This is a genomic window from Calidifontibacillus erzurumensis (assembly GCF_013303125.1).
Classification (GTDB): Bacteria; Bacillota; Bacilli; order Bacillales; family Bacillaceae_J; genus Calidifontibacillus; species Calidifontibacillus erzurumensis.
The window spans coordinates 26,770-50,120 of the sequence record NZ_JABTTE010000025.1 but is presented as its reverse complement, the minus strand read 5'-3'; the positions used below and the strand labels follow the sequence as shown (position 1 = coordinate 50,120).

Sequence of the window (23,351 nt, the reverse complement as noted above, 5' to 3'; positions counted from 1 at the left end):
CCCCACCTCAGACGGTGCCACAGACGTACCTCCAGAGGGGTCTGACACCGTTAAATTGCACCGAATAACAGCATCCCTGCAGTACGATAAAAAAGGAAAACCGCGTCTATCTTTCGGTTTTCCTTTTAAATCATATTATTAAACCTACCTCAAAATCTGTTCCAAAGCATTTCCTTCTGCCTAGATCTGGCCTATTGTCCCGCTTTGTTTAGCAGATCCATTTTACATATTCCGGCGATACTGTCCGCCTACTTCATACAATGCTTTTGTAATTTGGCCTAGACTTGCGACTTTAACTGTTTCCATGAGTTCTTCAAAAATATTGCCTCCGGAAATTGCCACTTCTTTTAGTCTAGCCAGTGCTGCATCAACTTCATGCGCATGCTCTTCTTGGAACTTCCGCAAATTCGCAATTTGCGTTTCTTTTTCTTCTTTTGTCGCACGAGCCAATTTAATACTGTTCAATTCTTCTTCAGATGGCGGATTCGGATTCAAGTACGTGTTAACACCGATAATTGGCAGCTCACCGCTATGCTTTTTATGTTCATAGTACATGGATTCTTCTTGAATCTTACTGCGCTGATATTGAGTTTCCATTGCGCCTAGCACGCCGCCACGGTCATTAATCCGCTCAAACTCTTGAAGAACTGCTTCTTCGACAATATCAGTCAATTCTTCAACGATGAAGGAACCTTGCATTGGATTTTCATTTTTCGTTAATCCAAATTCCTTCGTAATAATCAACTGAATTGCCATTGCACGACGTACGGATTCTTCAGTCGGAGTCGTAATCGCTTCATCGTAAGCGTTCGTATGAAGTGAATTACAATTGTCCATTAATGCAATTAACGCTTGCAATGTTGTACGAATATCGTTGAAATCCATTTCTTGCGCGTGCAAGGAGCGTCCGGATGTTTGAATATGATATTTCAATTTCTGGCTACGTTCGTTCGCACCATATTTATGTTTCATTACAACGGCCCAAATTCTGCGAGCCACACGGCCTAATACCGTATATTCCGGATCAAGGCCATTCGAGAAGAAGAATGATAGATTTGGTGCAAAATCATCAACATCCATGCCACGGCTTAAATAGTACTCTACATACGTAAAGCCATTTGCAAGTGTAAAGGCAAGCTGTGAAATCGGATTGGCGCCTGCTTCAGCAATATGATAACCGGAAATAGAAACAGAATAGTAGTTACGTACTTTATGATCAATAAAATATTGTTGAATATCGCCCATCATACGGAGTGCAAATTCCGTTGAGAAAATGCACGTATTTTGCCCTTGGTCTTCTTTTAAAATATCTGCTTGCACTGTACCGCGGACTGTTTGCAATGTCCGTTCTTTAATTTCAATAAATTCTTCAACCGTTGGAATACGTCCGTTTTCTTCTTCAAACTTACGCACTTGTTGGTCGATCGCTGTATTCATGAAAAATGCAAGCATAATTGGCGCCGGACCATTGATTGTCATAGATACAGACGTTGTTGGTGCACACAAGTCAAAACCTTCATACAGCTTCTTCATATCTTCCAATGTGCAGACGCTAACGCCACTTTCGCCTACTTTTCCGTAAATATCCGGACGGTAATCTGGATCTTCACCGTAAAGCGTCACAGAGTCAAACGCTGTACTTAAGCGCTTCGCATCATCGTCTTTTGATAAATAATGGAAGCGACGGTTCGTCCGTTCTGGTGTACCTTCCCCAGCAAACTGACGCTTCGGATCTTCTCCTTGACGTTTGAACGGGAATACACCAGCCGTATATGGGAAAAATCCTGGTGCATTTTCTTTATACACCCAGCGTAAAATTTCTCCCCAATCTTCAAACTTCGGCAGTTTCACCTTCGGAATATCTAAACCAGACAAGCTCTTTGTTGTTAATTCTGTGCGGATTTCTTTATCGCGCACTTTTGTTACTAGCTCTTTACCACTATACTCTTTCAAGCGCTGTGGCCACTCTTGTAAAATTTTCTTCGATTCTGGAGTGAGCTTATCTTCAAGAGAAGCTTTTAATGCTTCTAGCGATTGAATGACATCGCTATTTGTTTCACGCTTTTTAAGCTCTTCCAAAGTACCATTTACTTGGAATAAACGGCGGGCAATTCTAACTTGTTCATCTACATGCTTGTGATAATTGCGCACTGTATCTGCAATTTCACGTAAATAATGGCGTCTGTTGTTTGGAATAATGACATTTTTCTTGACAACTTTATCCGATTTTTTAAGCTTCGTTGACCATTCGCCGCCAAATTTCTTTTGAATTGTTTCTAGAAATGCGACAAACAGCGTATTTGTCCCTTCATCGTTAAATTGGCTAGCAATTGTGCCGTATACAGGCATTTCTTCAAGTTTTTTATCAAAAAGTTGATGGCTCCGCTGATATTGTTTGCGCACTTGGTTAAGGGCATCTTCTGACCCTTGACGTTCAAATTTATTAATAACGATGATGTCTGCATAATCGATCATATCTATTTTTTCAAGCTGACTTGGAGCCCCGAATTCGCTTGTCATGACATACATTGAAATGTCAGTAACTTCTGTAATACCAGCATCCCCTTGGCCGATTCCGCTCGTTTCTACGATCACTAAGTCAAATCCAGCTGCTTTTACAACTTGAATCGCTTCTTTAATAGCATCCGATAACTCTGATTTCGAATTACGCGTCGCAAGACTTCTCATATAAACGCGAGGATTGAAAATCGAATTCATACGAATACGGTCGCCAAGAAGTGCTCCACCAGTTTTTTGTTTCGTTGGGTCAACTGACAAAATGGCCACTTTTTTCTCTGGAATTTCATTAAGAAAGCGGCGAATTAATTCATCTGTTAAAGAAGATTTTCCTGCACCACCTGTACCAGTAATACCAACGACTGGCACTTGTTTTTCCATCTCTTTCACTTTAGCAAGCATTGTTTGTGCTGCCGCTGCTGCTTCCTCGCTGAATGTTACTGCATTTTCTGCCAATGTAATGCAACGGGCAATTGTTTTATGATCGCCTTTCTTTAATAGTTCAAGCTCTTCATTTTCGATTCTCGTAACCGTTGGGAAATCACATTCTTCCATCATGACGTTAATCATGCCTTGAAGACCGAGAAGCCGTCCGTCTTCCGGAGAAAAAATACGGGCAATTCCATAATCATGGAGTTCTTTTATTTCCCTAGGAATAATAACGCCACCACCACCGCCATAAATTCGGATATGTGAAGCGCCTTTTTCTTTTAAAAGATCATACATGTATTTAAAAAACTCAACGTGACCGCCTTGATAGGAAGAAACGGCAATTCCTTGCACATCTTCTTGAATAGCAGCATTTACAATTTCTTCAACTGATCGGTTATGGCCGAGATGAATAACCTCTGCCCCGCTTGACTGTAATATCCTTCTCATAATATTGATGGACGCATCATGTCCATCAAAAAGACTGGACGCTGTAATAAAACGAACATGATTTTTCGGCCGGTATACTTCTACCGTACTCATTCGTTTGAATCCCCCTTTGTAGTCTGATGTCTAATGTTTTTACTTAATAACATTAGAAAATTGGTGTACATTTGCGCATCTTTAGTGGTGTGAAACTAAATGTAAATCCCCTGTAGTGAAAATCTGCATGATCTATATGGTTTTTATGTTGTGGTAACGACTCTTTGGTTAGAAAATCGTTATAAAACTGCATGAAGCTAGTACTAATAAACATTTGCAAAGCTAAACAATGTTTAAAAATTCTGCTTATGTGGGGCATCTATTCCTTTCTTCCTTGAACGCCATATAACAACTGGTTGATTTGCAGTTCTGTATACTCCTCAAGCGTATACAATTTTCGCAAAATCCAGCGGCGGAATGCCCACATTTGCCCTTGTACAAAAATATTGTGGGAGACAAGTTTTATTTCTTGCTCATTTAACATGAGTTCCTTATTGCGAACGCAACCTTCAATGACTTTTTGAAACATGGCTACCATATCCAGCTCTTTTTCTAAAACATAAGGCAGCGCATCTTTTGTGAGCGATTTTGCTTCCTGATACATGACAAGAACTTCATCTTGCATTTCATCCATAACTTTAAAATAGGCCCTGACTGCTTCACGTAAGCTCTCAATATTTCCACGGTCGGTATCGATGACTTCCTGCAAACGTTCTTGTACTTGGTCATAAATCGCATCACAAACTAAATAAAGGACATCTTCTTTTTTGCGGATATATTCATAAAGCGTGCCGATGCTAAAACCAGCTGCTTTTGCAATCTCTCTTGTCGTGCTTCGGTGGAAACCTTTGTTTATAAAAAGCTTTACAGCACCTTTGATCATTTGATCGCGTCGTTTTTGAATGAGCTTCTCATCTTTGACTGAAGCTGGCACTTCTCGTTTTGTTGTCAAAATTTTTCTCCTCCTTCCCAGGAAAAAGTTGCACACCGCCCAATTATTTGAAAGCATAGCATTCTCGGCATTGGACGACTTGGGTCGTTGTCCTTATTATTTCTTGGCCACTTTATCCGGAATTGTCTTAAAAAACAAGAGTCAAAATAGCACGGTGTCCTTAAGATTTCGTCCGTCTCACTAATGGACACTCCCATTGTTTTGGGCGGGTGCCGGGGCTCACCTCTCCTTGTAAAACTAAGCACGACAGCCCCTTTTCCCCGAGTTATCATCTCGTACACTAATTTTTTGTTTCTAGAAGCTTTATGCCCTTTTAAAAAGTAAACTTGAGTTTGGTAAAACATCAGGGCAACCGATTACACCATTTTTGACTTCAGATCTTCAAGGGGGACGGGATTCTTATTATTTTTGACTGTTGGACGACTTTTGTTTCATTTACTTCAAGCCAGTTGCCAACCTTCTCTACTACGCTTTTATTTTATACAATATTGAAAAGATTTTTATCTTTTTTGACTATTTTCTACAAAATTTTCTATTTCCCGCCCCATCCTTTGTCAAAATGTGTATAAGATCCAAATGAAAAATTTTGCTCACGAGAATGCCAACGAATCCAATCAAAAGGTTTTAAATTTTATGCAATCTAATGTTTAGGGCTAACTTCAAAATAGTATCTAGCATTTTATAATCAAATTCATATACCTTGTTTCATATTGAATCAGCTAGCTTCAAAAGGATCAGCAATTTAAAATTGAACCACTCTTCCTTATAAAGAATTGGATCAAGCTAACTTTAAAATAGGATCCAGCAATTTTAAATAGAACTGCTGTGTCCCGTACAAAATTAGATCGGGCTAACTTCAAAATAAGATCCACCATTTTAAAATTGAACCGCTGTACTCTGTACAAAATTAGATCGAGCTAACTTCAAAATAAGGCCCTCCATTTTAAAATCGAACCGCTGTACCTAGTACAAAATAGATCAGGCTAACTTCAAAATAAGATCCACCATTTTAAAATTGAACCACTCTTCCTTGTACAGAATTGGATCAAGCTAACTTTAAAATAGGATCCAGCAATTTTTAAAACGAACCAAGTGATGGTTATCCTATTGAGTCAGCTAACTCCAAAAAGAACCGATCAATTTTTAAACGAATCGTTATTAGACCGGCTAATTTCAGCCCTTTTCACCTATAGCCGTATCCTTAAAAATTAATCTGCAATCAACATTCTTGAAATAACAAGACGTTGGATTTCTTGTGTTCCTTCATAGATTTGAGTGATTTTCGCATCGCGCATAAACCGTTCTACTGGATATTCTTTCGTATATCCATAACCACCAAAGATTTGAACTGCATCGATTGTCACACGCATAGCAGTATCACCGGCCATCAATTTCGCCATTGCAGAAGCTTGACCATAAGGTAATCCTTCACTTTCTCTCCAAGCTGCCTGATAAGTTAATAGTCTTGCAGCCTCAATTTGTGTTGCCATGTCTGCTAGTTTGAAACTAATTCCTTGTTGATGAGCAATCGGCTTACCAAATTGATGACGTTCTTTTGCATATGCTACCGCTGCATCTAATGCACCTTGGGCAATCCCAACCGCTTGGGCTGCGATACCATTGCGTCCGCCATCAAGCGTCATCATTGCAATTTTAAATCCTTCGCCTTCTTTGCCAAGCAAGTTTTCTTTTGGCACACGGCAGTCCTCAAAAATAATTTCAGTTGTAGGAGATGAACGAATGCCCAATTTATTTTCTTTTTTACCAATTGAAAAACCTGGGAAGTCTTTTTCAACAATAAAGGCGCTAACTCCTTTTGTTCTCTTTTCAGGATCTGTTAATGCAAAAACGACATAGATATCAGCAACGCCGCCGTTTGTGATAAAGATTTTTGAACCATTTAAAATATATTCATCTCCAACAAGTTTCGCAGTTGTTTTCATGCTTCCGGCATCCGAACCTGCGCCAGGTTCTGTTAAACCGTAAGCCCCTATTTTTTTACCTTCTGCCAATGGACGCAAATATTTTTGCTTTTGCTCTTCTGTACCAAATTTGAAAATTGGCCAGCTTGCAAGTGAAACGTGTGCAGATAATGTTACCCCCGTTGATGCGCACACGCGGGAAAGCTCTTCAACAGCGATACAATAAGCTAAGTAATCGAAGCCGCTGCCGCCGTATTGTTCTGGCCATGGAATCCCTGTTAAACCGAGCTCCGCCATTTGGTCGAAAATTTCCCGGTCAAAACGTGCTTCTTCATCACGTTCAGCAGCAGTAGGTGCCACTACATCATTTGCAAAATCTCTAACCATTTTTCGAAGCATTTCATGTTCTTCTGATAATTGAAAATTCATATTTAATCCCCCTAGACTTTTATTTTTAAAACCCGTTGAGCTTTTTTTCATGTTCAAATTTTTTCATCCTGAGTGAGTGCTCAGTCAATTAGCGCATGCAAACCAATTAGTCTGCGATCAGTTTCCGGCTAATAACGATTCTTTGAATCTCACTTGTGCCTTCATAAATTTCACAAATTTTAGCATCGCGGAAATAACGCTCTACCGGATACTCTTTTGTATAACCGTAACCACCAAAAACTTGAACGGCTTCGGTCGCAACTTCCATCGCTGTTCTTGATGCAAACAATTTCGCCATTGACGCTTCTTGAGCGCAAGGAATACCATTTGATTTTAAATTAGCAGCACGGTAAACTAATAGTCTTGCTGCTTCAACAGCTGTTGCCATATCAGCAAGCTTAAAACCAATACCTTGCTGTAATGCAATCGGTTTACCAAATTGCTGACGCTCTTTTGCATAAGCGACTGCAGCTTCTAAAGCAGCTTCTGCGATTCCGAGCGATTGGGCTGCTATACCAATACGTCCTGCTTCAAGGTTGCTCATAGCAATTTTAAAGCCTTCTCCTTCTTGCCCCAAGAGATTCTCTGCAGGAACTTTGCAATCTTCAAATGATAATTGAACGGTTCTGGAACCGTGCAGACCCATTTTCTTTTCATTTTTTCCAATAATAAATCCTGGTGTTCCTTTTTCAACGATAAAAGCTGAAATGCCTTTGCTTCCTTTATCTGGATCTGTTACTGCAAAAACGATATAGACATCCGCTTCTCCGCCGTTTGTGATAAATATTTTTGAGCCATTTAAAACATAAACATCGCCATCTTTCACTGCACGTGTTTTGAGACTTGCTGCATCAGATCCAGCGTTTGGCTCTGTTAAAGCAAAAGCGCCTAAGTACTCGCCAGAAGCTAGTTTTGTAACATATTTTTTCTTTTGCTCTTCCGTTCCAAAAAATAAAATCGGATTTGTGCAGACTGAAGTGTGAACAGATAAAATAACGCCGACCGTTGCACTCACACGTGAAAGCTCATTAATTGCAATGATGTAGGATGTGTAATCCATCCCGGCTCCACCATATTCTTCAGGAATAACGATGCCCATTAAACCTAGTTCAGCCATCTTATTCAATATTTCCCGAGGAAATTCATCGTGCTCTTCCATTCTCTCAATAAATGGAGTAATTTCCGTTTGTGCAAAATCACGGACCATTTTTCGCATCATCTCTTGTTCTTCTGAAAAACGAAGGTCCATTTCAAGTCCTCCTTTTAATCCGTCTAGTTGCATTGTCGAACGGGGAAAGCAAAAGCTCGCCCCGCCATTCGATCATTTGCTGCCTATTGATCGGTATTCATAAATGCCGTTTCTTTTTATATTATTCGTAAACATAGAAGCCGCGTCCTGACTTACGGCCTAGCCAGCCTGCTTTCACGTATTTTCTCAACAATGGGCAAGGACGGTATTTGTCATCGCCGAATCCTTCATGAAGCACTTCCATAATATACAAGCAAGTGTCAAGACCGATAAAATCTGCGAGTGTCAGAGGTCCCATTGGATGGTTCATTCCGAGCTTCATTACTTCATCAACTGCTTCAGGAGTTGCCACCCCTTCATAAACAGTGTAAATCGCTTCATTGATCATCGGCATGAGTACGCGGTTTGAAACGAATCCAGGGAAATCATTCACTTCAACCGGCACTTTATTCAACTTTTTCGTCATATCTTCAATCGCTTGGTATACTTCGTCAGCTGTTGCCAAACCACGAATGATCTCAACGAGCTTCATTACCGGAACAGGATTCATAAAATGCATACCAATAACTTTTTCAGGGCGTTTCGTAGCCGCAGCAATTTCCGTAATCGGAAGTGAAGATGTATTTGTTGCTAAAATGGCATGAGCGGGTGCAATTTCATCAAGTTGTCTGAAAATATTGCTTTTCACTTCCATATTTTCTACAGCAGCTTCAATAACGATATCGACATCTTTTGCTGCTTGAATGTCTGTTGTCGTTTGAATTCGAGCGATGATTTCCTCTTTTTCTGCAGCTGTCATACGTTCTTTGTCCACTTGGCGCTGCAAATTTTTATTGATCACACCCATGCCGCGGTCTAAAAATTCATCTTTTAAATCTTGTAAAACAACAGAAAAACCAGCCATTGCACAAACTTGCGCGATTCCGGAGCCCATTTGTCCAGCCCCAATGACCATCACTTTTTGAATATCCATTTGATCGTTCCCCCTCTATTAAAATTTCTAGCATTCTCTTAAATTTAAACGCTAGGAAGTTTGCGCGTTTCCTAAATTTTCTAGATTTCTTATGTAAGCCCGCAACTTTCCTAGGAAATTTAGCGGACTCAATTTAAGTTCGACTGTGCAATTTTTTCATAAAATCTATCAAACTTTCAGACCACTAGCGTACTTGAAATGAATTCACGTTCAAAATAAAGGAACAACGCAATCTATAGCTTTATTTAACTTCCACCATGATCGCGTCACCTTGGCCGCCGCCGCTGCAAATTGCTGCAATTCCAAGGCCGCCGCCACGACGTTTCAATTCATGAATTAAAGTTAAAATGATCCGTGTTCCACTTGCGCCAATCGGATGTCCTAGAGCAACCGCTCCTCCGTTGACATTTACTTTTTCTGGATCGAGACCTGCAATTTTTCCGCTCGCTAAAGCAACAGCAGCAAAAGCTTCGTTAATTTCAAATAACGCGATGTCATCAAGCGACTTGCCTGTTTTTTTCAAAAGTTCATTAATGACAAGACCCGGCGTTTCTGGGAAACGATGAGCTTCCACTGCAATTGCCGTATGGCCAACGATCGTTGCCATGATTTCTTTTCCTTCTTTAAGAGCCCGTTCCTCAGACATTAACAACAGTGCAGCTGCGCCATCGTTGACACCTGGAGCGTTTCCAGCAGTAATGGTGCCATCTGATCCAAATACAGATGGAAGCTTGCTTAGCTTTTCAAGTGATGTATCTTTACGAGGGCATTCATCCGTATCAATTACAAGCGGATCTCCTTTTCGTTGCGGCACTTCAACAGGAACAATTTCATCTTTAAATTTTCCTGCTTCGATCGCTGCAATCGCCCGCTCATGGCTTCTTAATGCCCACTCATCTTGCTCTTCTCTTGTGATGCCAAATTCCTTCGCAGTCATGTTTCCATAAGTACCCATATGAACATGTTTGAAAGAGCAAGTTAATCCATCATGCACCATGAGGTCAATCATTTTTACATCGCCCATCCGTGCACCAAAGCGCGCTTGTGGCATGAAATATGGAGCATTACTCATTGATTCCATTCCGCCAGCCACGATTACTTCTTGATCGCCAACGCGAATGATTTGATCTGCAAACGTTACACTTCTTAGACCAGATGCACAAACTTTATTGATTGTTTCCGTTTGCACTTCCCAAGGAATACCTGCTTCGCGAGCAGCCTGGCGAGATGGAATTTGCCCTTGTCCACCTTGCAAAACAGTTCCCATAATCACTTCGCCAACTTCGGAAGCGTCAAGACCGGCTCTTTTCAGCGTTTCTTTAATGGCAATTCCGCCAAGCTGGGCAGCGGTGAGGGAGCTAAGCCCCCCGCCGAATTTGCCAAAAGGTGTTCTTGCACCACTTACAATCACTGTTTTTGTCATATGAGTTCCTCCCCGAATTTGCTTTGAAAAGTTTTACTGTGCAATTTGGTCTTCTTTTCGATAAACCGCCATCTCTAACAGTTCTGCAATATCGTAAGTTTTCACTTTATCTTCTACTTCTTTTGCCTTCGTACCATCAGACAGCATTGTCAGACAGTAAGGACAGCCACTGGAAATGACCGTTGGATTGACTTCAAGAGCTTGCTCTGTGCGTGCCACATTGATGCGGTTGCCGACATGTTCTTCCATCCACATTAATCCACCGCCAGCACCGCAGCACATTCCTGTTTCTCGGTTGCGTTCCATTTCAACTAGCTTCACGCCAGGAATTGAACGCAATATTTCACGCGGTTGGTCGTAAATTTCGTTATAACGGCCGAGATAACAAGAATCATGGAATGTAATTGTTTCATCAAGCTCGTATTTTGGCTTCAAACGGCCTTCTTTGATTAACTGAGCAAGCACTTCTGTATGGTGGTAAACTTCCACTTCCAGACCAAAATCAACATACTCATTTTTCAGCGTATTATAGGCGTGCGGGTCAATCGTTACAATCTTCTTCGCACCGCTCTTTTCAATCTCAGCAATATTGGCAGTTGCCAACTCTTGGAATAAGAATTCATTACCAAGACGGCGCGGTGTATCACCGGAGTTCTTTTCTTTATTTCCTAAAATTGCAAAGGATACGCCTGCTTCGTTCAATAACTTAGCGAATGATAATGCAATTTTTTGGCTGCGATTATCATAAGAACCCATAGAGCCGACCCAGAATAAATACTCAAACTCTTCTCCAGCTTTTTGCATTTCTTTTACAGTTTTAATGACAACATCATCGCGAAGGTCGCGCCAATTTTCACGTTCTTTACGGCTAATGCCCCAAGGATTTCCTTGACGCTCAATGTTTTGCATAGCGCGTTGAGCATCCGGATTCACCTTACCTTCTGTCAAAACAAGGTAACGGCGCAAATCAATAATTTTTTCAACATGTTCATTCATAACTGGACATTGATCTTCACAGTTGCGGCATGTTGTACAGGCCCAAATTTCTTCCTCCGTGATGACATCGCCAATTAAGCTTTTATCATAGCCGCTATAAGCTGCTGCTGCCTCGTTAGCCCCTTCACCTTGACGAGCTTGGGCTGCCTGCATAGCTAACTGATTGCCAGTTGTATTGGCAAAGGCAAAAGTAGGTACCCACGGCTGAAGCGATGTAATTGCTGCACCTTTTTCAGTGAGATGATCACGCATTTTGATAATTAAATCCATTGGCGATAACATCTTACCTGTTCCCGTTGCCGGACACATATTCGTACAGCGTCCGCATTCCACACATGCGTAAAAATCAATCATTTGGTATTGTGTAAAATCTTCAATTTTGCCAACACCAAAAGATTCTTGTGTTTCATCTTCAAAATTGATTGGACGAAGCTTACCCGGTTTGTCCAAACGATTGAAAAAGACGTTCAGTGGTCCGGCAATTAAGTGAGCATGCTTTGATTGCGGCACATAAACTAAGAAAGTAAGCAAAACAAGCAAGTGAACCCACCAAGCGATATAAAACAGCACGGCAGCAACCGGTGAACTAATTCCAGCAAAAATCATAGCGATCAATGAAGCAACCGGTTCGCTCATGGAAGGCTCATGGCCATGCCAAATCAAATCCATCCCATTACCGAATAAAACAGAAATCATTAATGTACCGATAAAAATAAGAACTAATCCAGCTTTAAGTCCGCGCTTTAAACGGACAAGCTTTTCAATATAACGGCGGTAAAACGCCCACAAAACAGCAACCAAAATCATAAGCGTTACAATTTCTTGGAAAAACGTAAACGCAGGATACAATGGCCCAAGCGGCAAGTGTGATCCTGGCGCTAACCCTTTCCAAATAAAATCAATAGCGCCAAACTGAACGAGCAAGAAGCCATAAAACATCATCACATGAATGATTCCACTTTTCTTATCTTTTAACAGCTTCTTTTGTCCGAACACCATGACCCAAATTTTATCGAAGCGCTCTTTATACTTACGGTCAAATTCTACTTTTTTCCCTAATTTGATGTATTCATATCTTGTCTTCAGCAAATATGCAAATAAGTAGATGCCGTAAGCGGTTACTAATAAAAATGCGATCCAATTGATGACCAAAAGCATATATGATCCTCCTTTTTTTAAATGATGAGATTTGCTTACGAAATCGCTTGCATTTTTTATGGTTTCGTCTATTGGCAAATTGTATAGTTTAGCAGTACTTTTCGCCTAATATAAAATTTTCTGAATTTATTATATCATAAATTATAATCGAGCAAGCGCTCAGTCGACAATCTTTTTAAAAAAATTTTTTTGTAACGTTCTACCAAATTGTACATACTACTTAATAGCAATCCATGTTTAAAGGGCATTTTGGATGTTATACTATGTAGAAATTTTTATGTGTTGGAAGGATCACTGATGACAACATGTTCATTCTTTTTCCTTTCAAACAACAAGCGGCAACTTTTTACATTCAAATGTTTAGATTGATAACAATCACCTTCTTCATAACGAATTCAATTTCAATAGGATCAATTGTTTTGTATAACCAATAGCTATTTTTATGTTTCAGGATTCATTTTAATGACGAAAAAACATCTTTGTTACTTTAAACGTTGATACCAGCTTTGTTGCTTTATTTTTGATTAATAACGAAAGACTTATCTTTTCTTAGAGAAACACCTAACTTATTTGTTAATTATTTCTATATTTGTCTTATAAATCACGAGGCATTCGCTAATAGCGAAAGACTTATATTTTAGAAACATCTAAGGCCTGTGGCAATTGTTCCCAGCTTATCGCTTTAAATCACGGGGCATTTGCTTATAGCGAAAATCTTATATTTTAGAAACACCTAACGTCTGTGGCAATTATTCCTAGCCTTGTTCCTTTAAATCTTGAGGCACTTGCTTATAGCAAAAATCTTATATTTTAAAAACAACTAACGTATGTGGCAATCATTCACAGCGTTGTCGCTTTAAATCTCTAGGCATTCGACAAAACACTCACCTTTTAAAAACACCCAATATCTATTCTCTGGAATTTATCTTCTTTCAGAAGCACTAATTACAATTAAAATGTTTGAGGAGTTCAACTTGATGACGAATATACTCATGTTTATCCTAGTTTTTTTCATATGGTGTACCCTTGATTTTTATTTCGGGCGAAAATTCCATTTGAAAAAAGTATTAAAACGGCATTATCCGATTCGCCATGGAAAATGGCTTCTTTTTACAGATGGAGGAGATTTATTTAAAAATTTGTTTAAAGACATCTCTAATGCAAAGTACCATGTTCATATTTTGTTTTACATTGTGAAAAATGACCATGTCAGCCTTGAATTTTTGGATTTATTAAAAAAGAAAGCGAAAGAAGGCGTTACGGTTCGCTTGCTGTTGGATCGTATCGGCTCTTATCGGATTTCCCGTAAAATTATTCACTCTCTCAAAAAAAGCGGCATTCATGTATCTTTTTGCAATAAACCAAAGTTTCCTTTCCTTTTTTACTCATTAAATTACCGAAACCATCGCAAAATCACTGTGATTGATGGAACGATCGGTTATTTTGGCGGTTTTAATATCGGCCGCGAATATTTAGGCCAAGATCCGTATTTAGGTTATTGGCAAGATTACCATTTAAAGCTTGTTGGGGACGGCGTCCAGGATTTGCAAACAGAGTTTTTATGGGACTGGAAAAGAGCAACGGGTGAAGATTTACTGAAGAAGAAGATCTATTTCCCTGAACTTTCGAAAGGTGCTTTGCCGATGCGCTTTTTGCCAACTGATGGCGCACATTTGAAGGAATTTTTAGTTCACCTTCTCAATAATGCTAAAACTGAAATTTTAATTGGCACCCCTTATTTCATTCCAGGTAAAGAAATATTGCAAGTACTTGTGGCTGCTTTAAAGCGCGGGGTTCGTGTTACAATTCTTGTCCCGTATAAAGCTGACCATGTTTTAGTTAGAGAAGCTGCTTTTCCATATTTTAGACAGTTGTTGAAGGCCGGCGGTCGTATTTACCGTTATACAAACGGTTTTTATCACGGGAAAATCATTTTAATTGATAATGAGTATTGCGATTTTGGTACGGCCAATTTTGATAAGCGCAGTCTTTTTATTAATGATGAATTAAATTGCATCATCCGCGATCCTATTTTTATTAAAAAAATTCGGAGAGAGTTGGTCAATGATATCCTCCTACGTTCTGAACAACTTACATTGGCTGAATATAAGAAGCGCCCTTTTTGGCATCGAGGAAAAGAAATCGTCTCTTCTTTGATTTCAGATTTGTTGTAGTTATTGGATATAGGAGATGGGGCTTCGTTTTTGGAGGTTTGGTTGTGGGGTTTCCTCTAATGAGTGATTAGGTTGGGTTGGAGGGAAGGAATTGAGAAAATAGTACAATTACACTGTTTTTACAAATATTGAAATTTTCATTCGAAAAATATGATAGACCGTTTGGTGAAAGGTGCAACTTCATTCAACAGCACCTTTGCACCTATTTATGTTGTAGGAGAAAAAATAGGGTTTGCTCATTGTTGATTACGCAGCGTTTTACTATCACTTTTTATATGTGATTGATTGGATGATGTGCTTTGTAAAAATTCATATAAAACAATAGCATGGTTATGTTTTTCATCTTTAGCCGCATACAACAACGTAACCCGGCCTTCATTTAGTTTCTGTTGAAGTATTTCAACTTGGGCTTGATGGAGTGGATCAGTCTGTAATTCTTCCAAATAATGTTTACGAAACTCTGGAAACCTTTCTTCCTTATGGCAAAACCATTTCCTTAACTCTGGGCTTGGCGCAACTTCTTTTAGCCATAAATCAATATTTGCCCGCTCTTTTTTTACCCCTCTTGGCCATAAACGATCAACTAAAACCCTGAAACCATCATCAAGCGATGGCTCTTTGTAAATTCGTTTGATTTGAAGATTATCTTTTTTATCAACCATATTTTCCCCTTATTTCTTTTACTAATGTTAAAAGTTTCTACTTAATATTAAATAACACTTGAAATTCCCTGAAAACATCAAAAAACTCATTTAAAAAAATACTCAAACAATTTAAAACCAAGATAAACACCGACAATTCCCGTCACACCAGCTAACGCAGGTGGAGCCGGAATCGGTAATTTCAGCCAAGCAAACAAAAAGCCAACAATCCCGCCAGATATAAGTGAAAGTAAAACTTCTTTCAAAACAACCCCTCCTCCATACTATTATGTTCCCGATTTATATGAAATCCATTTCTAACAAGCTAGACAAGACGCTCAAAAACCTTAATACTCATATGTTCCCTGAATAAGATTTTTTTAGTCAATCGATTGGAATTGACTAACCTTGAAGTGAAAATTTTACTCTAAAATTCATTGTTTTTATGATTTTGGTAAAGCAAAGGCGGACACGGTGCCGCAGATGGTGCCACAGACGGTTCACCAGAAGGGTCTGACACCGCACCCCAGATGGTGCCACAGACGGTACATCAGAGGGGGCTGGCACCGCACCCCAGATGGTGCCGCAGACGGTTCACCAGTGGGGTCTGGCACCGTAACACAGACGCAAAAAAGCCCGCGGCAAGTATCAACCGGGGCTTTTGTATTTTATCTATCCAATTTACATATTTAATGATTTTAATATGATCTGCGCTTTTCGTGCGTTCCGTCCCCTTTAGGAACTTAAAAAACGTACGAATTTAATTACATTTTTTCAGGCGCAGCGACACCTACAAGGTCTAGAGCATTTTTCAACGTAATTTGCACAGCTTTTACTAACGCTAGGCGTGCTTTTGATTTTTCTGGTTCATCAACGTTAATAACCTTTTCAGCATTATAGAAACTATGAAGCGCGGATGACAATTCGTTGATATAGTTAGTGATGCGGTGTGGTATTCTTTTTTCCGCAGCTTCAGCAATCACTTCTGGGAACTCCCCGAGCTTTTTCAAAAGATCAATTTCTTTTTCAGATTGAATGTAGGAAAGATCTATATCTCCCTCATATGATAGGTTATGCTCCTCCCCTTGGCGCAGCATGCTGCAAATGCGGGCATGAGCGTATTGTGCATAGTAAACAGGGTTTTCATTTGACTTTGATACCGCTAAATCCATATCAAAATCTAAATGGGTGTCGGCGCTGCGCATTGTGAAGAAATATCTCATGGCGTCAATTCCGACTTCCTCCATCAATTCACGCAATGTGACCGCTTTACCGGTACGCTTGCTCATTTTCACCTTTTCCCCGTTTTGGAAAAGATTAACCATTTGAATAATTTCTACTTCCAATGTATTTGCATCATAGCCAAGAGCCTGAATGGCCGCCTTCATTCTTGGAATATACCCATGATGGTCAGCACCCCAAATATTGATCAGTTTTTCAAATCCGCGTTGTAGTTTATCTTGGTGGTAAGCAATGTCCGGAGTCAAATAAGTATAGCTGCCATCACTTTTTACTAAAACACGGTCTTTATCATCACCATATTTTGTTGAGCGGAACCAAGTTGCTCCATCTTGTTCATAAAGATCTCCTCTTTTGCGAAGCTCTTCTAACGCCACATCAATTTTTCCATTTTCATACAATGAAGTTTCAGAGTACCAGTTGTCAAATTCAACACGGAATTGTTTTAAATCTTCACGAAGCTTATCAAGCTCATATTTTAGACCATACTCACGGAAATATTGATAGCGTTCTTGTTCATCTTTTTGTAAAAGACTGTCCCCTTGTTCTTCAGCCAATTTTTTACCAATTTCAATAATGTCTGCACCATAATAGCCATCTTCAGGCATCGGCGCATCCATTCCCAATGCTTGCTTGTAACGAGCTTCAACAGAAAGTGCTAAATTATGTATTTGATTACCTGCATCATTAATGTAATATTCACGATAAACATCATAGCCTGCTTTTTCTAAAATATTACAGAGCGAGTCACCAACAGCCGCACCGCGGGCATGTCCTAAATGAAGATCTCCCGTTGGGTTTGCAGACACGAATTCAACCTGAATTTTTTGCCCTTTACCAGTATTAGTTTTTCCGTAATCCGCACCTGCTTGTAAAATTGTTGGAATTAAGTCTGTCAAATAACTATTATTCATGTAAAAATTGATAAAACCAGGACCAGCAATTTCAATTTTTTCAATGGAAGCTTTTGTTTTGTCAAAACTTTGAACGATTTCTTCTGCAATGGCACGAGGCGCTTTTTTCGCAACTCTTGCAAGCTGCATTGCAATATTTGTTGCGTAGTCACCATGTGCTTTTTCTTTTGGAACTTCCAAAATAACTTCAGGAATTTCAGCTTCATTTGCCAACTGTGCTTTAATTACAGACGCTTTTATTTCTTCTTTAATCCGCTCTTTCACTTGTTCAACAATATTCATCCTTTATCCTCCTTATTTTTTTGTAATAAATATTCATTCATAAAAGCAGAGCGTTTTCCATCGGAGCAAGTCTACTCAAGATATTTTTTATAAAAAATGCTTTTCATTTTGCAAAAAAAATCTTGTTTACCAAAAAATTACTGTACCTTTTCAATCATGAATGTCAGCCGATGACGGCCAATCCATTCACCTTGCATTTTCAGCTGATAAGTTAAAAGAAGCTGGGCTTTTCGGGATTGGGGTTTATTTGTAAAATCAACATGTTCTGTCTTTGCAACCATTTCGAACCTTCCATAAGGAGTATGGTACGAACCTGAAGTGATCTCTCCTTTTTTGTAAGTTTGGCGCATGGAGACTGCACCTGTTCGAATGATTGTCACTTCTTCATTTTTAATCTTAATAACATTCGAAATTTGGCCTACATCCTCCATCATTTCTTTATAAGCCAAATAGGTTGCACCATCTTTCGAATAGAGAGCCCCTTCCGTTTCAGTTGTCAATAAATCTTTCCGACCATCATTATCACGAATTTCCGTGACAAGCTTTACAAAAATCGGCGTTTTCGGTTGTTCAGTTTCAGTCACAAGAAACACCCACTTCAATTCATTCAGCTTCTAATTTAATAGAAAGTTATGTATTCTATTCCTTTTATTTCATGAAAAAATTACTCTATTTAACCTAACTATTATAATTAATTGTAACCATTATTCGCAAGGGAAAGACATAAGTAGGTTTTAGGATTCTTCTTTTGTTGGGGTGCCTAACAAATATATCTTGGAGCTCCTGGGCACTTAGGGCAAAATGTGCTGCACTCACTGTGGACTACTCTACCCCTTTGAATGAGAGTCTTTTACCATTTACTAAAAAATGTTTGAAATTAAGCTCCCAAGTAAACAATCTCTAAAATTGGAGGGATCCGCCACACTATATTTTTGAACAAAAGATAAAACAGCGAATTGGAAAACTCACCGTTTTCTCACTTCGCTGTTTTTTTTTTACTTTTTGGAAAAATCCTATTAATAAATATCTTTTATTTTATTTACAAAGGATGTTCTATCATTGGTGAATCCGAATCTAATATATCAAATTCTCCCTATGCATTTTTTAAGGAACAACAGTCACCGGACATGGAGCTTCATGAAGGACTCTATAGCTCACGCTTCCAAGGATATTTCTCTTAATAGCACCTAATCCTCTTGTTCCCATTATAATCATCGTTACTTTTTCTTCTTCTGCTTCTTTGCAAATTTCCAAGTCTGGAACACCGATTCTTACCTTTGTTTCAACAACTAAATCTTGTCCTTCTAGAATATCCAATACTTTATTAAGTGCTTCTTGAGCTTCACCTTCTTGATATTCGCGGATTTGCTCTTGGCTGATAAATCTTCTTACATTGCGTGTATTCAAGCTTAACTGGACATTTAGCACAATAATTTTTGCTTGAAGCCCTTTAGCAAGATCAACAGCAAATTGTAAAGCTCTTCTTGAGTGGTCTGAACCATCAACAGGAACTAAAATTGTCTTTTCCATAGGTTTGCTCCCCCAATCATTTAAAAACAATGCTTCTACTACTATTTTAACATTTTCTATTAATCTTCAAATATAATAGTTTTTTCATTATTTTGAAAGATGACCAGACCACCCTATTATTATTTGGTGGTAGAAAGCCAGCACCTCTACCTCTAGACTTCTATCTGTAGGCCGGTGCCGGACACTTCTACTGTACCATCTCCGGTACGGGGTCAGACCCTTCTGCGGCACCGTCTGGGTGTGGGTGCCTGACCCCTCTGATGTACCGTCTCCGGCTCCGTCTCTGGCACCTTCTCCTGTGCGGGGCCTGACCCCTCTGATGTACCGCCTCCGGCTCCGTCTCTGGCACCTTCTCCAGTGCGGGGCCTGACCCCTCTGATGTACCGTCTCCGGTTCCATCTCTGGCACCTTCTGCAGGCACCTCTGTATTACTCACCTCAAAGCACTATTTTATAAATGATGGTGTGTTCGCTAAACTATTGAATTTCGGCGTGTTGGAATTTTTATAATAAAACAAGACTACATAGTCCGTATCGTAACCCCACGATGCTTCATATAGACATTCTTCCAGCAATGCTGGGTCATCGATTTTTACAGTTTCTGGTGATTCTTTTATAATTGCGATTAATTCATCCTTATTGTTTATCGCTGCTTTGATTCGTTCATCATTGCGCGTCACGAGAGCATAGTCGATGTCAGCTGGTACATCCCTTACTTTTTCCAACAGTTCGTTTTGCTTCATCCATTCATCAAAATGGGTATAAGATTTTTTCCAAGAAACATATAGACGCTCGTTATTTTCTAATAATAGTTCAATATCTGCCCATGATTCCCGCTTTGAAATCATTTGTTCATACGGTTCTGTTAACATATCGGTTTTCAACGCATGGAGTATTTCTTTTATTTGTTCTGGATCAACTGTTTCAAATTTTTTCGAAGGACTATATCCTGTAATGATAATCTTATCAACGGTGATTTCTTCTTTTAACCGTAATAAATCATTATTGGAATACCTATATTCCAGCGATTCATAAATCGGTTTTAAAAGAGCACCATAAGCATTTTCTGGCACACGGTACTGACGGACAAGCTTTGAACCATCTTTCAGTTCATAGGCAATGGCAACATTTGTATAATTGCGGCTAGTCATCATCCCCAAATTTTTATCCTCTATTAATTGACGATGAAGTTTCAAAACCGAATCAATGACGTCTTTATCTTCAAAAAAGTAAGGATCAATTTTTTCCAAAACAGAAACCGCATGAGGAAATGCAGAATGGTAGTAATACAGCGGTTCTCTCTCTTCTTCAGATGCCTCATCTTTTTCAATAAACCAATGCATAGTATCGGAAAAATATACCTTTTCAATTGCATTAGCATCAGGTAGTTTTTTCTCAAAACCAGTCATATCTAGACTTAATAGAAATGCTACTGCCACTACTGCAACACTATAAAAGGCATACCCTTTCATTTCTCTAAAAATTCGCCAAGTTTTTTGAAGAATTACTTCGGCGATGACATAACCAAAAAGAGAACCGGAAATATAACCAAATAAAATCCAACCGAACATTTGATCCTGCGTTTCACCGAAATAAACGCCGCCTAAAAGCATCATGCAAAATGTAACACCGTATTTAAAAACCGGTTTTAAATAGCGGAACGCAATTGCTTGAGTTGCTGCCTCAATTGGTCTTCTTTTATAAGCAAAAATGGCCAGTAAGTAAAAAACAATTGTAAGACCTATATAAGTAGCAATTTCTATACCCTTAAAATTTTTTGTCCCAATTTCCAATAAACGGAAAACCGGCGTTAAATAATCAATATTTCTTATGACATAATAATCATACGGAAATCCATAAATAAAATATTTTACATTCCAATGGGTTAAAACCGTTATACCAGCTGGGAAAAATAGAAAAATATAAGTTAAAATAACTTGCAACGCTGATATACCAGTAACCGTTCCTAAGAATGAAGACAGGGAAAACACGAATACGTTCATTAAAATAGTTAAACCTGTCCAGACGAAAATATCTGTGATCGAAAAATAAGCGTCTAAGTTCAGTAATCCGTGTACGATAGCAATCACAATAGAGGTGATGACTACCGGGACAACTAATAGAAACATTCCAATTAGCGCATGATGATGAAAAATCTCCGCTCTTTTTATTGGCAAACTATGAATAAAGTCAGCCGGAGCTTTTACTTGTAAATAACGGAAAAGAACAGCGGCTAAAAGAACCGGGACACCAAACATCATTAATATTTGAAGACCGGCCAAAACTGAAAAGAGATTATGATTTTGAATAAAATAAATTAATCGATCAGCTTGATGCATCATCACGATTTGCAACGGAATCGTATACAAAAGTGCAATTAAATAAATGATGCCGATCCAGCCGGCCATCCGGAAATCTTGAACGATCATCCCTCGTTTAAACGATGATATTTTCGATTTCATAACCGACATCCCCCATTTCATAAACGAAAATCTCCTCAAGCGTTAGCGGAAGCAAGTCAAATATAACTGGATGGAATGATTGCACTTTCGCTGTAATATCTTCTTTTTTGCCTCTTACAATGCATAATAGGACACTGCCCCGAGTTTCTTTATAAAGAACTTGGAAATTCTGTAAAAATGAGTCTGGAAGCACCCCACCTTTAAAAGCAACTTGGATTTTATGCACATCCGCTTTTAAATCATCCAAATCTTTTTCTATGATGATTTCTCCTTGATGTAAAATTCCTACGTGGTCGCAAATATCTTCCACTTCACGCAAGTTATGTGAAGAAATAAGTACCGTCATCGCCCGCTCAGCTACATCTTGGAAAAGCAAATTTTTAATATTTTGCCGCATCACCGCATCTAAGCCATCAATCGGTTCATCAAGTATTAAAATTTCAGGCATCGTTGACAACGCTAACCAAAACGCTACTTGGCGCTGCATCCCTTTCGAAAGGCGATGTATTTTTTTATTTTGATCAATCGTAAAAATTTCGCTCAATTTTTGAAAGCGTTCCTCTGAAAAAGAAGGAAACATGCTTCGATAAAAATCAGCCATTTGGCTAATCGTGTATTGTGGATAAAAGTATAACGTGTCCGGCAAAAAAATCATTTTTTGTTTAAGCGCAATATTTTCAAAGATCGGTTGGTTGTCAATGAGGATTTCTCCACTGTCTTCTTTGTAAATGCCAGCCAATATTTTTAACAATGTTGTTTTCCCAGCCCCGTTGGAACCCAAAAGGCCATAGATAGACCCCTTTTCGATATGTAGGCTCACATTTTTTAGGGCTTCCATGTCTTCAAATACTTTCCGAACATTTTTTACTTTTATCATGATTTTTCCCCTCCTTTGACTGTTCGTTCTGCCTCTTCAATCAATGAAATGATTTCTTCTTTCTCAACACCTAGAAAAAGAGCCTCTGCCAGTAATTTGAGCAATTCTTCTTTCATTTTCTTTACCTTTTCCTCCTTATTGATGGCCGATGGCGGTGTCACAAAATTCCCCTTTCCCGGTACTGAATAGATATAACCTTGGTGTTCTAATTCTCGATATGCCTTTTGAATCGTATTCGGATTAACCGTCAAATCTTTCGCGAGCTGCCGAACGGAAGGTAATTGTTCATCTGCTTTAAGTACTTCATTGATAATTAATTCTTTAAATTTTTCAACGAGCTGCTCATAAATCGGCACCCTGCTTCGTATGTCTAATTGAAACATGATTAAGTAGAACCCCCTTTCATTTTTAGTAAGTTTGTTTGCGTTGAAAAAATTAGGTTGTTTTTAGGTCTAATCGTTTGTCGGTTTGAATGGATAATGCTCATTTTGTTTTTCAACAGTGGGCAATGCTTTTGGTAAAAGATCTGCAAGCTTAGTCTGTATTATCTGTTTTAACTGTATTATAAAACATAATACAGTTTTGTCAATAATAAATACGTCCCAAAAATTGGAATTACAGTGCCAGAGAGGGGTCAGGCTCCTCTGTGGCACCGTCTCCGGTGCGGGGTCAGACCCTTCTGTGGTACCGTCTGGTGTACCG

General features: G+C 39.0%; 16 protein-coding genes. 1 reads left to right on the top strand and 15 read right to left on the bottom strand.

Annotated elements, in window-relative coordinates; genetic code table 11:
- Positions 1 to 222 precede the first annotated feature (222 nt).
- From icmF to HR057_RS14665, 7 genes are all read right to left on the bottom strand, one after another.
- Positions 223 to 3,489, bottom strand: coding sequence for a fused isobutyryl-CoA mutase/GTPase IcmF (icmF, locus tag HR057_RS14695; RefSeq protein ID WP_173732204.1), 3,267 nt, complete (start codon positions 3,487 to 3,489; stop codon positions 223 to 225).
- A 259-nt stretch (positions 3,490 to 3,748) separates the two neighbouring features.
- Positions 3,749 to 4,381: a TetR/AcrR family transcriptional regulator gene (locus tag HR057_RS14690; RefSeq protein WP_230474467.1), complete on the bottom strand. Its 633-nt coding sequence runs from the start codon at positions 4,379 to 4,381 to the stop codon at positions 3,749 to 3,751.
- A 1,208-nt stretch (positions 4,382 to 5,589) separates the two neighbouring features.
- Entirely contained in the window at positions 5,590 to 6,732 is a 1,143-nt protein-coding gene (locus tag HR057_RS14685; protein WP_173732202.1) for an acyl-CoA dehydrogenase, read from the bottom strand.
- 106 nt (positions 6,733 to 6,838) lie between these two features.
- The gene (locus HR057_RS14680) at positions 6,839 to 7,981 is read right to left on the bottom strand and encodes an acyl-CoA dehydrogenase (protein ID WP_173732201.1); all 1,143 of its coding nucleotides are present in this window, start codon (positions 7,979 to 7,981) and stop codon (positions 6,839 to 6,841) included.
- Between the two features lie 121 nt (positions 7,982 to 8,102).
- Positions 8,103 to 8,954 carry a 3-hydroxybutyryl-CoA dehydrogenase gene (locus HR057_RS14675; RefSeq protein WP_173732200.1) on the bottom strand — a complete coding sequence of 284 codons (852 nt, stop codon included), beginning with the start codon at positions 8,952 to 8,954 and terminating at the stop codon, positions 8,103 to 8,105.
- A gap of 241 nt (positions 8,955 to 9,195) precedes the next feature.
- Positions 9,196 to 10,377 carry an acetyl-CoA C-acetyltransferase gene (locus tag HR057_RS14670; RefSeq protein WP_173732199.1) on the bottom strand — a complete coding sequence of 394 codons (1,182 nt, stop codon included), beginning with the start codon at positions 10,375 to 10,377 and terminating at the stop codon, positions 9,196 to 9,198.
- Between the two features lie 33 nt (positions 10,378 to 10,410).
- Positions 10,411 to 12,531 carry a heterodisulfide reductase-related iron-sulfur binding cluster gene (locus tag HR057_RS14665; RefSeq protein WP_173732198.1) on the bottom strand — a complete coding sequence of 707 codons (2,121 nt, stop codon included), beginning with the start codon at positions 12,529 to 12,531 and terminating at the stop codon, positions 10,411 to 10,413.
- A gap of 977 nt (positions 12,532 to 13,508) precedes the next feature.
- On the opposite strand from HR057_RS14665, the gene cls reads away from it, so the two are divergent.
- Entirely contained in the window at positions 13,509 to 14,705 is a 1,197-nt protein-coding gene (gene cls, locus HR057_RS14660) for a cardiolipin synthase (RefSeq protein WP_173732197.1), read from the top strand.
- Between the two features lie 236 nt (positions 14,706 to 14,941).
- Here the strand turns inward: cls and HR057_RS14655 are convergent, their stop codons facing one another.
- The 8 genes from HR057_RS14655 to HR057_RS14620 form a co-directional block, all read right to left on the bottom strand.
- A complete protein-coding gene (locus HR057_RS14655) occupies positions 14,942 to 15,367 on the bottom strand; it encodes a DUF488 domain-containing protein (protein WP_173732196.1) in 426 nt (141 codons plus the stop codon).
- Positions 15,368 to 15,453: 86 nt separating this feature from the next.
- Positions 15,454 to 15,612: a XapX domain-containing protein gene (locus tag HR057_RS14650; protein ID WP_173732195.1), complete on the bottom strand. Its 159-nt coding sequence runs from the start codon at positions 15,610 to 15,612 to the stop codon at positions 15,454 to 15,456.
- A 498-nt stretch (positions 15,613 to 16,110) separates the two neighbouring features.
- On the bottom strand, positions 16,111 to 17,781 hold the full coding sequence (gene argS / locus HR057_RS14645) for an arginine--tRNA ligase (RefSeq protein WP_173732194.1): 1,671 nt from the start codon (positions 17,779 to 17,781) through the stop codon (positions 16,111 to 16,113).
- 137 nt (positions 17,782 to 17,918) lie between these two features.
- A complete protein-coding gene (locus HR057_RS14640) occupies positions 17,919 to 18,365 on the bottom strand; it encodes a DUF1934 domain-containing protein (protein WP_173732193.1) in 447 nt (148 codons plus the stop codon).
- A 520-nt stretch (positions 18,366 to 18,885) separates the two neighbouring features.
- Entirely contained in the window at positions 18,886 to 19,311 is a 426-nt protein-coding gene (locus HR057_RS14635; RefSeq protein ID WP_173732192.1) for a universal stress protein, read from the bottom strand.
- 445 nt (positions 19,312 to 19,756) lie between these two features.
- Positions 19,757 to 21,772 (bottom strand): multidrug ABC transporter permease, encoded by a 2,016-nt coding sequence (locus HR057_RS14630; RefSeq protein WP_173732191.1) that lies wholly within the window; start codon positions 21,770 to 21,772, stop codon positions 19,757 to 19,759.
- The gene (locus HR057_RS14625) at positions 21,747 to 22,649 is read right to left on the bottom strand and encodes an ABC transporter ATP-binding protein (protein WP_173732190.1); all 903 of its coding nucleotides are present in this window, start codon (positions 22,647 to 22,649) and stop codon (positions 21,747 to 21,749) included. Before HR057_RS14625 ends, HR057_RS14630 begins: the two co-directional genes overlap by 26 nt.
- Positions 22,646 to 23,032 carry a GntR family transcriptional regulator gene (locus HR057_RS14620; RefSeq protein WP_173732189.1) on the bottom strand — a complete coding sequence of 129 codons (387 nt, stop codon included), beginning with the start codon at positions 23,030 to 23,032 and terminating at the stop codon, positions 22,646 to 22,648. Before HR057_RS14620 ends, HR057_RS14625 begins: the two co-directional genes overlap by 4 nt.
- Positions 23,033 to 23,351: the final 319 nt, after the last annotated feature.